We start from the raw sequence: 14748 nt of genomic DNA, 5'->3' as shown, positions 1-14748 counted from the left end.
TTCGCAGTCTATGAAACTTTTCTTTTTTATAATAATGTTTAAACTCCAATTAAATCGGTACTGACAACTTTGTCTTTACCTGTTCCCGATTTGTAAGCTGAATAACCCTGTTCCTAATTCCTTCTTTTTCAAGGTTTGAGTATTGAGAAATTAATTCTTCAATTTCTTGAATAAACAGATCAGACGGCTTACCTACATAAATATTTGGGTAGATTTGTTGCTCATAAACCTCATTTTCATTAAGTAATTCCTCAAAAAGCTTTTCTCCTGGTCTTATTCCCGTAAACTCAATTTCAATTTCTTCCAGAGAAAAACCTGAAAGCTTAATAAGGTTCTTTGCTAAATCGAGAATTTTTACCGGTTGGCCCATATCTAATATGAAAATCTCCCCGCCATTGGCTAGGGCACTTGCCTGCAGTACCAATCGAGAGGCCTCGGGTATCGTCATAAAATAGCGCACCATATCCGGATGGGTTACGGTAATGGGCCCTCCTTTTTCTATTTGTCGCTTAAAAAGCGGAATGACACTTCCCCTGCTTCCCAAAACATTACCAAATCGGACTGTAACAAACTTTGTTTCACTTTCTGTATTCAAGTATTGGATTACCATTTCTGCAAGCCTTTTGGTTGCCCCCATTACACTTGTTGGGTTAACCGCCTTATCTGTAGAAACCATGACAAATGCTTTTACCCCATTCCATCTGGCGGCTTCTGCAGTGTTGATCGTTCCAATCAAGTTATTTTTTATTGCTTCCTCTGGATTTTCTTCCATCAATGGAACATGTTTATGTGCAGCAGCATGATATACAACATCCGGTCTGTATGTACTCATCACTGACATCATTTTTCTCTCATCCTGTACATCCGCAATCACAGAAATAAATTCAATGGGTGATTGTTGGTAACGTTCTTTTAATTCCATTTCAATGGTGTAAATACTATTTTCCCCATGACCTAATAAAATCAGCTGTTTAGGATAAAATGCGGCAAGTTGGCGACAAATTTCAGATCCAATCGAACCGCCGGCACCGGTAACCAAAACAACTTTATTCGTGACAATTGCTGTGATGCTTTGTATATCCAAATCCACAGGTTCTCTCCCAAGTAAATCCTCTACTTGCACATCACGAAATTGTTTGACCGAAACTTTTCCCGTTACTAAATCTTCGAGCATTGGAAGAATTTGTGTTTTTGCACTTGTTTTCACACATTCTGCAAAAATTTTATTCAATTCTGTTCTATTAAGAGAAGGAATCGCAATCACAATATGATCAATACTAAAATTCTTTACTATTGCTTCAATTTTTGTGATTCCACCTAAGACGGGAATCCCTAAAATATCAAGTTTGTGTTTCTTTTCATCATCATCAATAAACCCAACTGGCAAAAGGTTGGCTTCATTTGTTTTTTTTAATTGCCTGGCCACCATCACCCCAGCTGATCCGGCACCTATAATTAATGTTCTTTTTTTATTATTTGTTTTATTAAGCACTGAATCTCTGAACCATCTGAAACAGAAACGCGAAGAACCAACAAACAACAAATTCAGCATCCAAGTTACGATCAGATAGCGAATAAAGACTTCATCTAACACAAGCTGTTGGATGATTACTGTAAAGAGGATCGTAAATGTTTCTACTTTTAATATACTAATTAACTCCCCCACACTCGCATATGCCCAAACTTTTTTGTATAACTTGAATTGAAACGAGAGAAAATGATGGACAAGTAAAATTACAATTAAACTAAGAGTAAAAGAAAAGGAAAAAATTTCGAGCTCATCTTTAATTAAAAAACTGCTAACAAGAATGGCTGCCAAAACTAACCATGAATCAATAAAAATAAAAAATGATAATCTTTGAATATACGTCATCCCTCAACCCACTTTCTTTATAAAATTTATAAGTTTATCCTCTCCATCAATAAAAGAACAAACTTATAAATTTTAAAATGGGCATCTAACCCGCCCTCACATCACACTCTCGACGACTAGCGTCTAAGGTATTTCTACCCACAGCATGACCGAGTGTCTCCATTGATAATGGTAAGGAGACATCACCCAAAATTCTCAAAATTTATTTCGTTCTTTTTATAGAACGTATTGAGCAAAAAAATAAACCTTTCAAAATTATTACTTTTTAACTAATCTTTTTGTACTTAATTAAGAACATTATAATCCCATTTACCTAAAAAATAAACCCTTTTTTATAAAAAATTTTTATTACGCTATTAATCAATTGTTCACTAAGAAGAACAGGCTGCTAAGTATTTAATTTCTGCAACCCATCCCCCTTTTGAATATATATTGACACTATTGTCTTAGTGTAGTAAATTTAATAAAAATCAAAATATTCGATTTTCTTATCAAGAGAGGTTGAGGGAAGGGCCCAATGACACCTCAGCAACCTTCAGTGGGATTCCATTGAAAAGGTGCTAAGTCCTGCAAATTTTTAGTAATTTGCGAGATAAGAAGAATGACCGAGTGGTTCGTGCTTACAAAAGTCTTCTTCTTATAGAAGGCTTTTTTTAATGGAGAACGAAATCCCCCCTATCCGGAGTAGTCACAAGGCACTGGAGCTGGACTAGGAAAGACAGCCGCCTCCGCTAAAAATGACTGCACCGAGCTGCTTAAATTTTTTAAAGGAGAGAATGCATAATGTACAAAATCGACACCAAATTAGCCCAAATTGGTAATCGCAGTGAGACCACCACTGGAACTGTCAACCCGCCTGTTTATTTTTCAACCGCCTACCGCCACGATGGCATCGGGCAGTCAACGGGTTTTGATTATATCCGTACCGGAAATCCGACGCGGCAGCTTCTTGAAAAAACAATCGCGGATCTCGAAGGCGGCGATCAAGGCTTTGCCTGCAGTTCCGGAATGGCGGCGATTTTTACGCTGCTGTCCTTATTCAAATCCGGAGATGAATGGTTAGTCAGTGAGGATTTATATGGGGGAACCTACCGTTTATTGGAACAAGGCTTTAAAAAATGGGGCCTGACTTGTCACTATATCAATACCTGTTGTCCGGAAACCGTTGAAAATAACATTACACCGCAAACAAAAGCAATTTTCCTCGAAACACCAACCAATCCGTTGATGCAGCAGGCCGATATCGCCGCCATTGCGGAGATTGCCAAACGACACGGAATGTTACTGATTGTTGATAATACTATCTACACGCCGCTGTTGCAGCAGCCGATTAAGCTTGGCGCCGATATTGTCATCCACAGCGCCACGAAATATTTAGGCGGTCATAATGATGTCCTAGCCGGTCTGATTGTTGCGAAGGGCGCGGAACTTTGCGAAGCACTGGCATTTCATCATAACGGCACCGGTGGTGTGCTTAGCCCGTTTGATTCGTGGCTGTTAATGCGCGGAATGAAAACTTTGTCACTGCGTATGGAAAGGCATGAGAAAAATGCGAAGGCCATTGTTGGATATCTTACGAACCATGCTGATGTCACAGATGTGCTTTATCCCGGGCACGGCGGGATGGTTTCGTTCCGTATCAAGGATGAGGCTTGGGTCAATCCATTTTTAACAGGGTTAAAACTGATTAGCTTCGCTGAAAGCCTTGGGGGAACGGAAAGCTTCATAACCTACCCGGCAACCCAAACACATGCCGATATTCCTGAAGAAATCCGCATTGCCCAAGGGGTTTGCAACCGCTTGTTACGATTTTCTGTCGGTATAGAAGATGCAGAAGACTTAATTGCTGACCTAGATCAGGCCTTTGCTAATATTCATGAAGGGGTGACCGTATAATGACATACGATGAATATCGTTTTGAAACAAGATTACTTCATAATCAGCATAAAATCGATCCGGCAACAGGGGCTGTGAGTGTTCCAATCCAGCACGCCTCGACGTTTCACCAGTTTGATGTTGATCATTTTGGAAAGTATGATTATGCCCGCAGTTTAAATCCGACTCGAGAAGCACTTGAGGATGTGATTGCCGAGCTTGAAGGCGGCGTAAAAGGCTTTGCTTTTTCAAGCGGAATGGCGGCGATTTCCACAGCTTTTCTGTTGCTGTCGGCTGGCGACCATGTGGTCATTACCGAGGATGTGTACGGCGGGACCTTCCGCATGGTGACAGAGGTGCTATCTCGCTTTGGGATTGAGCACACCTTCGTCGACATGACCGATTTAGAGCAGGTGAAACAGGCTATCCGGCCAAGCACAAAAGCCTTTTATGTGGAAACACCATCGAATCCGTTATTAAAAGTGACAGATATCCGTGCGATTAGCCGCTTGGCGAAAGAGATTGGTGCCTTAACCTTTGTCGATAACACGTTTTTAACACCGGCACTGCAAAGGCCGCTTGAGCTTGGGGCTGATATTGTCCTCCACAGTGCCACAAAATTTTTATCAGGCCACAGCGATGTAGTTGCCGGACTTGCTGTGGTGAATGATGAGGCGCTGGCGAAGCGGCTCGGATTTTTGCAAAATTCGTTTGGTGCTATTCTCGGGGTTCAGGATGCCTGGCTCGTACTGCGCGGCTTGAAAACGCTCAGTGTCCGGCTGGATTTTTCACAACATACGGCGCTTAAGATTGCGAAATTTTTACAAGCACATCCGTTGATTGAAACTGTCTATTATCCCGGACTGCCCAACCACCCGCATTATCATTTGCAGCGGGACCAAGCTCAAGGGGCCGGTGCTGTTTTGTCATTTGAACTTAAAAATGAAGCCGCTCTCCGCACATTTGTCGCCGGCGTGAAAATCCCTGTGTTTGCTGTCAGTCTCGGGGCAGTTGAATCGATTTTATCGTATCCGGCAAAAATGTCCCATGCGGCGATGCCGCAGGCGGAGCGGGAAAAGCGCGGCATCAAAAACAGTCTCCTGCGTTTGTCGGTCGGGCTTGAGAATCCGGATGATCTGATTCAAGATTTCTCCCGCAGTTCGGAACAGTTAGATCAGCCAGAACTGTTGCGAGGAGAATAAGAATATGAACCTATTAGAAAAATTAAGCAAGGAAATTTTGATTGCTGATGGAGCGATGGGGACACTTCTCTATTCTTACGGAACGGACAGCTGTTTTGAGGAACTGAATCTCTCCCATCCGGAACAAATCCAGGCGATTCATCAAGCCTATATTGAAGCTGGTGCCGATGTAATTCAGACGAATACGTATGCGGCCAACTATTTAAAGCTGCAGCGCTACGGCATCGAAGATTCAGTTAAAGAAATTAACAGTGCTGCGGTACGCCATGCCAAGCAGGTGGCCGGAGCGAATACTTTTGTTGTCGGGACGATAGGCGGGAACCGCGGTATCAAACCGGAATCCATTCCAATAGAAGACATCAAACGGAGCTTTCGTGAACAGCTGGACTGCCTTTTACTGGAAGGGGTCGACGGTTTGCTGCTGGAAACCTTTTATGACTTAGAAGAGCTGGAAACGGTTTTGACGATTGCCCGTAAGGAAACGAAGCTGCCAATCATTGCTCAGGTCTCCCTGCAAGAGCCGGGTGTTTTACAAAATCGTACGCCCATCAATGATGCCCTAATCAGATTAGAGGAACTTGGTGCCAATGTTGTTGGCCTTAATTGCCGGCTCGGGCCTTACCATATGCTATTAACATTGGAACAAATCAAGCTTCCGCAGCAAGCCTTTCTTTCTGCTTATCCGAATGCCAGCCTTCCAGCCTATACGGATGGGAAGTTTCATTATGTGGGTGATGCCGATTACTTCCGCAGCTCGGCTGAAAGCTTTCGCGACCAAGGCGTCCGCCTGCTGGGCGGCTGCTGCGGCACGACTCCGGATCATATCAAAGCATTTGCAGCTGCCTTAAAAGACCGTACACCCGTTACCAATAAAGTAGTAAAATTTAAGCAAAAGGAAATCGTCATGAAAGAGAAAGCTCCTAAGGCTAAACCTGAATACGAGCCGCTTCAGGATATTGTCAAAAGACGGCCTTCGATCATCGTCGAATTAGATCCTCCGAGAAAGCTGAATACGAAGAAGTTTTTTGAAGGAGCGAAAGCGCTGAAACAAGCCGGGATTGATGCCTTAACAATGGCTGATAATTCCTTGGCAACCGTGCGGATTTCCAATGAATCATTAGGCTATCTAGTAAAAAAAGAACTGGGCGTGCGGCCGCTTATTCATATCGCCTGCCGTGACCGCAACTTGATCGGCCTGCAATCGCACTTAATGGGGCTCTTCACCCTCGGTATGAATGATGTTTTGGCAATTACCGGTGACCCGGCCCGGGTCGGGGATTTCCCAGGAGCGTCTTCCGTTTACGATGTCTCTTCCTTTGAATTGATTCAAATGATCAAGCAGATGAATCAAGGCTTATCTTTTTCCGGGAAAGATTTAGGTGAAAAAACAGTGTTCAGCGTTGCTGCTGCCTTTAATCCAAATGTCCGCTCCGTTGAAAAAGCAGTCAAACGTTTGGAGAAAAAAATCAGCTATGGTGCCGACTACTTTATTTCACAGCCGGTTTTTTCAGAGGAGAAGCTGCTCGAAGTCTATGAAAATACGAAACATTTGGATACACCCATCTATATCGGCTTGATGCCGTTGACGAGCAGTAAAAATGCCGAGTTTCTTCATAATGAAGTGCCAGGCATCAAGATTGCTGATTCGATTCGCGAGCAGATGTTTGCCTATAATAATGATCCAGAGCAAGCTGCCCGCGAAGGAATTGAAATTACGAAACAACTCATTGATGCCGCCCTGGATTTATTCAATGGAATTTATTTAATTACACCATTTTTACGATACGAACTAACGCTTGAGCTTGCCCATTACGCTAAAGAACGGGCAGGTATTCTTAGGGGGAACAGCTATGTTGAAACGACCATTTACTGAGCAACTGAAAAAACGCATTCTCGTTATCGACGGTGCCATGGGAACGATGCTGCAGCAAGCAAACTTGACTGCCGCTGATTTTGGCGGCGAGCAGTATGAAGGCTGTAACGAAAACTTGAACTTAACCGTCCCTGATGTGATTGCCGATATTCACCGCGAGTATCTCGCGGCCGGAGCCGATATTATTGAAACCAATACTTTTGGTGCCACGAGCATTGTTCTTGACGAATATGCTCTCGGGTTTAAAGCCTATGAAATAAATAAAAAAGCAGCACAAATCGCAGTCGCGGAAGCAGAAAAAGCTTCCACACCTGAGTGGCCGCGTTATGTCGCTGGTTCAATGGGACCGACGACCAAAACGCTGAGCGTCACCGGCGGAACAACATTTGATACCCTTGCTGCTGCCTACGAGGAACAGGCGCTTGGCTTAATTGACGGCGGTGTCGATCTATTACTGCTTGAGACAAGCCAGGATATGTTGAATGTTAAAGCCGGCTATGTCGGGATTCAAAATGCCTTTGCCAAAACAGGCAAAACATTGCCGCTCATGATCTCCGGCACCATTGAACCAATGGGTACAACCCTTGCCGGCCAATCGATTGAAGCCTTTTATATTTCCGTCCAACACATGAATCCTGTCGCTGTTGGGCTGAATTGTGCCACCGGTCCGGAATTCATGCAGGACCATATTCGCTCGCTGGCAGGCTTGGCGGATACAGCGGTCAGCTGCTATCCAAACGCAGGACTGCCCGATGAAGAAGGTCATTACCATGAAACACCGGAAACTTTGGCGAAAAAATTAGCTGATTTTGCCGCCCATGGCTGGCTAAATATTGTCGGTGGCTGCTGCGGGACGACACCGGCCCATATTCGGACAATGGCAGAAGCAGTGAAAGATTTCTCTCCGAGGGAATTTGGCAGTGCCAATGTTCACATGGTTTCCGGGATCGAGCCATTTGTTTACGATGACCCGACACTGCGGCCGATCTTTGTTGGTGAGCGGACTAATGTCATTGGTTCACGCAAATTTAAGCGGTTAATCGCCGAGGGGAAATTTGAAGAAGCAGCGGAAATCGCCCGCGCTCAAGTAAAAAACGGTGCACATGTCATTGACCTTTGTTTAGCCGACCCTGACCGCGATGAATTAGCCGATATGGAAAATTTCATCAAAGAAGTAGTTAAAAAGGTTAAAGTGCCGCTAGTCATCGATTCGACGGATGAAAAGGTGATTGAAACAGCGCTGAAATATTCACAAGGGAAAGCGATTATTAATTCGATTAACCTTGAGGACGGCGAAGACCGCTTTAAAGCGATTGTTCCCCTGATTCACCGCTATGGCGCAGCCGTCGTTGTGGGAACGATTGATGAACAAGGCATGGGTGTTACGGCAGAGCGGAAACTGGAGATTGCTAACCGTTCCTATGACCTGTTGGTGAACAAATATAAGCTAAAGCCGCAGGATCTTATCTTTGATCCATTAGTGTTTCCAGTAGGTACAGGGGATGAGCAATACATCGGCTCCGCTAAAGCAACGGTCGACGGAATCCGCCTGATTAAGGAAAAGCTACCGGGTGTGCAAACAATTCTGGGCATCAGCAACGTCTCCTTCGGGCTGCCGCCGGTGGGCCGGGAAATTTTGAATTCAGTCTTTTTGTATCACTGTACCCAAGCGGGACTCGATTACGCGATCGTCAATACGGAAAAGCTCGAACGGTTTGCCTCCATTGCCAAGGAGGAAGTGGAATTAGCAGAAAAACTGTTGTTTGAAACAACAGATGAATCACTGGCTTCGTTTACTGATTTTTATCGGGAGAAAAAGAAAGAAGTAAAAACGGCTGAACTTAATTTAAGCCTTGCAGAGCGGCTTGCTTATTATGTTGTGGAAGGAACGAAAGAAGGCCTGATTCCGGATTTGGAACTTGCTCTAGCCGAGTACTCTACTCCATTGGATATTATCAATGGTCCATTGATGGACGGGATGAAGGAGGTTGGCCGTCTGTTTAATGATAATCAATTAATTGTTGCCGAGGTTCTGCAAAGTGCGGAAGTGATGAAAACAGCGGTTTCTTTCCTGGAGCCATATATGGAAAAAGGCGATGTGTCGGCAGCGAAGGGGAAAGTATTATTAGCTACGGTTAAAGGCGATGTCCATGATATCGGTAAAAACCTTGTTGACATTATTTTAAGTAACAATGGCTATGAGGTCCATGATCTCGGAATTAAAGTGGCACCGGCTGATCTGATTAAGGCAATTCGTGAGCAAAAGCCGGATATTGTCGGCCTTTCAGGGCTGTTGGTGAAATCGGCCCAGCAAATGGTGCTAACTGCTCAAGATATGAAGGCAGCGGGTATCAGCTTGCCGATTTTAGTTGGCGGTGCTGCCCTGTCACGGAAGTTCACCGATACGAAAATTGCCAAAGAGTACGACGGGCTCGTCCTTTATGCAAAAGATGCGATGACCGGTTTGTCACTTGCCAATCAGGTTCAGTCACCAGAGGAGCGGGAAAAGCTGCTCAATGCGAAACAGGAAAAACTGGCGGCTGCTGCTGTTTCGCTTGATTTGCCGGTACGGGCGGCGGCGGCCGTAGCAGTGAAAACAAGACCGGCAGTCTCGACTGAGGTCCCGGTGTTTGTTCCAAAGGATACTAAACGGCATATCATCAAATCGTATTCTTTATCGCATATTGAACCTTATATTAATATGCAAATGCTGCTGGGCCATCATCTTGGGGTGAAAGGGAAAGTCGCTAAGTTACTAGCCGAAAAGGATGAGAAGGCTTTAAAGGTAAAAGAAATGGTTGATCAATTGCTGGCTGACGCTTCTGCCAACAATTGGATTACCCCGCGGGCCGTTTATCAATTTTTCCCAGCGCAGTCAGAGGGGAATAAAATTTATATTTATGACCCTGAGAATCTTAATGTTGTCCTGGAAACCTTTGATTTCCCACGTCAGGAATCAGCGCCACATCTATGTTTGGCAGACTATTTGAAGCCGGTCTCCAGCGGAATGATCGATTATGTCGGTTTATTTACCGTGACCGCCGGAGGAGGAATTCGTGAAGTCGCTGAACAGTTGAAGGAGAGTGGGCGTTTTCTTGAGAGCCACGCTTTACAGGCTTTGGCGCTTGAGAGTGCGGAAGGGTTGGCTGAGTTCATCCACCGGCAAATGCGTGATCGCTGGGGCTTCCCTGATCCGCTTGAGTTTACCATGCAGGACCGGTTTGCCGCAAAGTACCAGGGACAGCGTTTCTCGTTTGGTTACCCGGCCTGCCCAGATTTAGATGATCAGAAAAAGTTGTTTGGCTTGATTCATCCAGAAGAAATCGGCGTCGAGCTGACGGATGGCTGCATGATGGAACCAGAAGCTTCTGTATCAGCAATGGTCTTCGCCCACCCAGAAGCCAGATATTTTAATGTATTAAGATAGAATTTAGTTAAGAGTTCCGCGGAGGCCGCGGAATTCTTTTTTTGTGGAAAAATATCTATCATAATTTTACAAAATCCGGGCACTTTTTTACGTAATCCGTGCGGAATTTTACATAATCCCGCTTCTTTTTTACAATGTTTGGTATAAACTGGATAACATCTTGTTATAAGGAAGCTATTTTTTATATTTCTATAATTCTTGATGCAAAAATTATTTAACTACTGCTTATTTCGTTTTTCTAAATTTATGAAATAAGCAGTTTGTTTTACTTTTGACACTCATTAGCCGATAATATAGTTGTAAAAAAATTCAATTAGGAGGTTTTACATATGTTTGATGTTGTTATTGTAGGTGCAGGTCCCGCTGGCGCAAGTGCTGCTCTTTTTACAGCAAAAGCTGGCAAGAAAACACTTATCGTTGACAATGACAAAAGTGTAACCAAAAGGGCTTGGATTGAAAACCATTATGGGGTAAAAGAAATTACCGGTCCCGACCTCGTAGAGATTGGTAAAGAGCAAGCCAGTAAATTTGGCGCTGAAATTGTCCAAGCTACCGTAACCAATATTAGTAAAACCAATGACGGTTTTAAAGTTGAAACAGATAACCATCAATATGAAGCAAAACATGTTATCGTGGCAACGGGGATGCTCGCAGACTTGGCGGAAAAGGCTGGTCTTAACACAAAACCAGGTACTGAACCAAGGGTAAAAACCATTCTTGATGTTGATGCTGCTGGAAAAACAAATGTTGACGGCATCTGGGCAGCCGGTACCATTGCCGGGGTCAGCATGCATACGATCATTACTGCCGGTGACGGAGCCAAGGTTGCCATTAACGTAATTAGTGAATTAAATGGCGAACGCTACGTTGACCATGATATTTTAAAATCTTAAATACCACTTTAAGTCCCCAATAAAAGGGGACTTTTTTTCCTTAAGTAAAAAGTCATTGACAGTTTACAGCCTTTCCCATTAAAATTTCTTTATCATTTCAAAAAAATCCCTATTTTCAAGGAGACTCTACATGATCACTAAGGACAATAAGATTCATTTTGTCGTAACCGGTCTATTGCTGGCTATTCTCATGTCGGCGATGGATAATACGATTGTTGCTACAGCTATGGGAACTATTGTCGCGGACCTTGGCGGACTTGATAAGTTTGTTTGGGTAACCTCGGCCTATATGGTTGCCGTCATGGCCGGAATGCCGATTTTCGGGAAATTGTCTGATATGTACGGCCGCAAACGCTTTTTTATGTTTGGATTATCTGTCTTCTTAATTGGCTCTGCTTTATGCGGGATTGCCCAAACAATTGTACAATTAAGTATTTTCCGGGCGATTCAAGGAATTGGCGGCGGTGCACTGATGCCGATTGCCTTTACTATTGTATTTGATATCTTTCCGCCAGAAAAGCGTGGAAAGATGACGGGGCTGCTCGGAGCTGTTTTTGGCACATCAAGTGTATTAGGTCCGCTTTTGGGTGCTTATATTACTGATTACATCAGCTGGCACTGGATTTTTTACGTCAATATCCCTCTTGGTTTAGTTTCTATTGTTTTAATTATCCGCTATTACCATGAATCTTTGCAGCATTCCAAGCAAAAAATTGATTGGCTTGGTGCGATTACATTGGTCATTTCCGTTATCAGCCTCATGTTTGCTTTAGAATTAGGCGGCAAGGAATATGCATGGAACTCGACGCCCATTATCAGTCTGTTCGCAAGCTTCTTTATTCTTTTTATTGTGTTCTTTATTGCCGAGGTTAAAGCAGAAGAGCCGATTTTACCGCTATGGCTGTTTAAGCGGAGGCTGTTTGCCGCCTCGCAAATCCTCGCCTTTTTATATGGCGGCACATTTATTATTTTAACTGTGTTTATTCCGATTTACGTTCAAGCTGTTTATGGAGGTACAGCAAAAAATGGCGGCTTGATCTTGACGCCGATGATGCTCGGGTCGGTTGCCGGCAGTGCAATTGGTGGGATTTTTTCGACGAAAACCTCTTATCGAAATTTGATGGTGATCTCCATCATTTCATATCTTGCCGGAATGTATTTACTTGGGACGATGACAGTTGATACTGCTAGAATCATACTTACGGTTTATATGATTCTCGTAGGCTTTGGAGTCGGTTTTTCCTTCTCCTTGCTGCCGACGGCTTCGATTCATAATCTTGAGCCGCAATTCCGCGGGACAGCCAATTCGACTAACTCCTTTCTGCGTTCATTTGGCATGACACTGGGGATTACCATCTTCGGAACGATTCAGAATAATGTCTTCACCGACCAATTGAAAGAAGCATTTAAAGGAATGGGCGGAACCGGTGGACAGACATTTAAAATGGGCGATCCGCGGGAAATTTTCGAAGCAAGTGAAAGGGCAAAAATCCCCGGTTTTATTTTGGATAAAATTATTGATGCCATGTCGGCATCGATTACACAAACTTTCTTGCTCGCTTTGATCCCAATCGGGCTTGCCGCGATTACGATCTTTTTCATGGGAAAAGCCCGGATTGTCATCCATAAAGAATCGGCACGAGGGTAGTAAAAAGCACTGGAACCACATATTAGGGTCCAGTGCTTATTTCATTATACTCCGATGTCTTTACCTTCTTCTACGATATGGAATAACAGGTGGGCGAGATGATGGATCGGGCCGTATTCCTCTTCTTCTTCTTCATCCATTTCCTCACTAAATTCCATATCATTCAAATACAAAGCCATGAACTCGTAAAAATCACTTAGTTGAAAGGCATAACAGGCAGTAGGCTCTTCATTGTCTTCCTCATATTGCAGCACCATGTAGGATAGGTCGCCGTCCTTATCGGCAGCATCGAAAAAGACAAAAAAGCCAATGTTGGTATCCAGCTCAAATAAGTGCCTTGTCCCGCCTTCTGTGGCCTTATCAAAATCCTCCTGATTTAATTTTTGAACCTGCATCGTATCGACATTATCTTCTTGATGAAAGCTAACAACAAATGATTTCATAAAAATCCTCCTCGCTCACAGACAAATTTAAAAGCACATAATTCCATTATGCCCTATTCTAGGAAATCAACAAGCCATAAACGAAAAAAATCCCTGAGAATCTCAGGGATTTTTTCATCAACCGATTGGCGGGTGAATTGGATATGTTAGAACAGTAACTAACAAAACTGCTGAAAATGTAACTAATTGTAACGCAATTCTTTTCACTTGATTTTCCTCCTTTATTGCACAGTTATTTTATTTAAATATTTTACTACATCCATTGCATTTCCCTGCCTCGTATAATAATCGGCAAGCATTTTATAAAAGTGAGTAATGTCATCAGCATGCTCATTCGCCTCTTCTAAAAAAGGAATGACTTTTGTTTCTAAATATTTAAACCCTTTTTCCGGCGAGTCCATGTGGAGCAGATAAAAATCCGCTAACAGCCGAAATTTTTTACTCCCCAGCTCTCTGGCCAAAGAATAAACATCTTGAAAACATTTCCTTGCTTTTTCCATCTCATTGAGAGAGTAATGCAGTTCCCCGATGACATATAAAGTTACAAGATAATCATGATTACGGCTTGGTTGCAAAGCTAAACTCTTCCCAAAATAGTAGAGTGCCAGCTTATAATTTTTCATTTTTCGCTGCAGGTAGCCCATGTTATGAAAGATCTGCGGCAACAATGCTTCTTCCTTCATGATTTCGGCATTGCGAATTAAATGACGGAAACACACTTCAGCTTCTTCATAGATATTGGAGTGGGTATAGTTAATCCCCAGCAGCATTAGTGTGTGAAGGACTCTCAAGAAATTATGCTCATTCATAAAGATTTGCAACGCCTGTTTACCAAAATGGATCGCATGGCCCGACTGTTCAAGCAAACTTTTAATCAGTGCACGATGATAAAGGAATTCTCCATCTGTTGTTTGAAAACAATTTTCCATATGCAAGGAGTCAAGAATCTCATCAGCATTCTTATATTGGCCCTTCCACATTAACCATACCGCATTATAGTAGCGAAATAAATAGTCTTCATGTTGGGAAAAATTTTTCCTTTGCTTATGTAAAAGTTCTTTTTGAGACCCCGCTTCATCCAGTAATCCTTTAAATAAAAGATATCGATATTTATAAAGTTCCCAAATATGGATATAATGAGAGAATGGAATCAGATGTTCAATCTGTTTCAATTTCTGATAGGTTTGTTCAACCTCATCTTTTAAATAAAAGTTAATGTTATCGCTAAATTCCCGCAGCAGGAGTTTAATTTGCTCCTCATTCGCTTCCACCTCCTCCATGCTTATATTTAAGCGTTCGAGCAGAAGCGCGATCGTTTCCTCGTTTGCTTCTTTGGAATTGTTTTCGATCTTGCTCAAATGGGGAACTGAACAAATTCCCTTGGCCAATTCTCCCTGGGTCAATCCTCTCTGAGTCCGGTAAAATTTAATGAGGGCTCCAAATTCCATTATTTCATCACTCATCTCGTCTCTTTTTTATCATTATTTTACCCTATTAGCTTTTATTTCGAAATA

General features: G+C 43.0%; 9 protein-coding genes and 1 riboswitch. Of the genes, 6 read left to right on the top strand and 3 right to left on the bottom strand.

What is annotated here, in order from left to right; translation table 11 throughout:
• Positions 1-49 precede the first annotated feature (49 nt).
• Positions 50-1873 carry a polysaccharide biosynthesis protein gene (locus JK635_RS20000; RefSeq protein ID WP_202655697.1) on the bottom strand — a complete coding sequence of 608 codons (1824 nt, stop codon included), beginning with the start codon at positions 1871-1873 and terminating at the stop codon, positions 50-52.
• Positions 1874-2358: 485 nt separating this feature from the next.
• A riboswitch (SAM riboswitch) is annotated at positions 2359-2472 on the top strand.
• 184 nt (positions 2473-2656) lie between these two features.
• Between JK635_RS20000 and JK635_RS19995 the strand changes: the two genes are divergently transcribed.
• The 6 genes from JK635_RS19995 to JK635_RS19970 all read left to right on the top strand — a co-directional run bounded on the left by JK635_RS19995 (position 2657) and on the right by JK635_RS19970 (position 12791).
• Positions 2657-3769: a methionine biosynthesis PLP-dependent protein gene (locus JK635_RS19995; protein WP_202655696.1), complete on the top strand. Its 1113-nt coding sequence runs from the start codon at positions 2657-2659 to the stop codon at positions 3767-3769.
• Complete coding sequence (gene metC / locus JK635_RS19990; protein WP_202655695.1) at positions 3769-4950, top strand: cystathionine beta-lyase; 1182 nt, start codon at positions 3769-3771, stop codon at positions 4948-4950. The genes JK635_RS19995 and metC overlap by 1 nt, the downstream gene beginning before the upstream one ends.
• 4 nt (positions 4951-4954) lie before the next feature.
• Positions 4955-6823, top strand: a complete 1869-nt coding sequence (locus tag JK635_RS19985) for a bifunctional homocysteine S-methyltransferase/methylenetetrahydrofolate reductase (protein WP_202655694.1) — start codon at positions 4955-4957, stop codon at positions 6821-6823.
• A complete protein-coding gene (gene metH / locus JK635_RS19980; RefSeq protein ID WP_202655693.1) occupies positions 6801-10250 on the top strand; it encodes a methionine synthase in 3450 nt (1149 codons plus the stop codon). The genes JK635_RS19985 and metH overlap by 23 nt, the downstream gene beginning before the upstream one ends.
• Positions 10251-10579: 329 nt before the next feature.
• The gene (locus tag JK635_RS19975; protein WP_202655692.1) at positions 10580-11143 is read left to right on the top strand and encodes an FAD-dependent oxidoreductase; all 564 of its coding nucleotides are present in this window, start codon (positions 10580-10582) and stop codon (positions 11141-11143) included.
• 130 nt (positions 11144-11273) lie between these two features.
• Entirely contained in the window at positions 11274-12791 is a 1518-nt protein-coding gene (locus JK635_RS19970) for an MDR family MFS transporter (RefSeq protein ID WP_202655691.1), read from the top strand.
• Between the two features lie 44 nt (positions 12792-12835).
• Here JK635_RS19970 and JK635_RS19965 read toward each other — a convergent pair whose 3' ends face one another.
• Positions 12836-13234 carry a cytosolic protein gene (locus JK635_RS19965; protein WP_202655690.1) on the bottom strand — a complete coding sequence of 133 codons (399 nt, stop codon included), beginning with the start codon at positions 13232-13234 and terminating at the stop codon, positions 12836-12838.
• Between the two features lie 221 nt (positions 13235-13455).
• Entirely contained in the window at positions 13456-14682 is a 1227-nt protein-coding gene (locus JK635_RS19960) for a tetratricopeptide repeat protein (protein WP_202655689.1), read from the bottom strand.
• Positions 14683-14748: the final 66 nt, after the last annotated feature.

This window comes from Neobacillus paridis (assembly GCF_016765675.1).
GTDB lineage: Bacteria > Bacillota > Bacilli > Bacillales > Cytobacillaceae > Neobacillus > Neobacillus paridis.
The sequence above is the reverse complement of the archived record's forward strand: the minus strand, read 5'-3'. Positions and strand labels throughout refer to the sequence as shown.

Bases quoted from the DNA above. Each gene is read 5' to 3' on its own strand.
- JK635_RS20000 (WP_202655697.1), bottom strand. From the start codon at position 1,873: ATGACGTATATTCAAAGATTATCATTTTTTATTTTTATTGATTCATGG.
- JK635_RS19995 (WP_202655696.1), top strand. From the start codon at position 2,657: ATGTACAAAATCGACACCAAATTAGCCCAAATTGGTAATCGCAGTGAG.
- metC (WP_202655695.1), top strand. From the start codon at position 3,769: ATGACATACGATGAATATCGTTTTGAAACAAGATTACTTCATAATCAG.
- JK635_RS19985 (WP_202655694.1), top strand. From the start codon at position 4,955: ATGAACCTATTAGAAAAATTAAGCAAGGAAATTTTGATTGCTGATGGA.
- metH (WP_202655693.1), top strand. From the start codon at position 6,801: ATGTTGAAACGACCATTTACTGAGCAACTGAAAAAACGCATTCTCGTT.
- JK635_RS19975 (WP_202655692.1), top strand. From the start codon at position 10,580: ATGTTTGATGTTGTTATTGTAGGTGCAGGTCCCGCTGGCGCAAGTGCT.
- JK635_RS19970 (WP_202655691.1), top strand. From the start codon at position 11,274: ATGATCACTAAGGACAATAAGATTCATTTTGTCGTAACCGGTCTATTG.
- JK635_RS19965 (WP_202655690.1), bottom strand. From the start codon at position 13,234: ATGAAATCATTTGTTGTTAGCTTTCATCAAGAAGATAATGTCGATACG.
- JK635_RS19960 (WP_202655689.1), bottom strand. From the start codon at position 14,682: ATGGAATTTGGAGCCCTCATTAAATTTTACCGGACTCAGAGAGGATTG.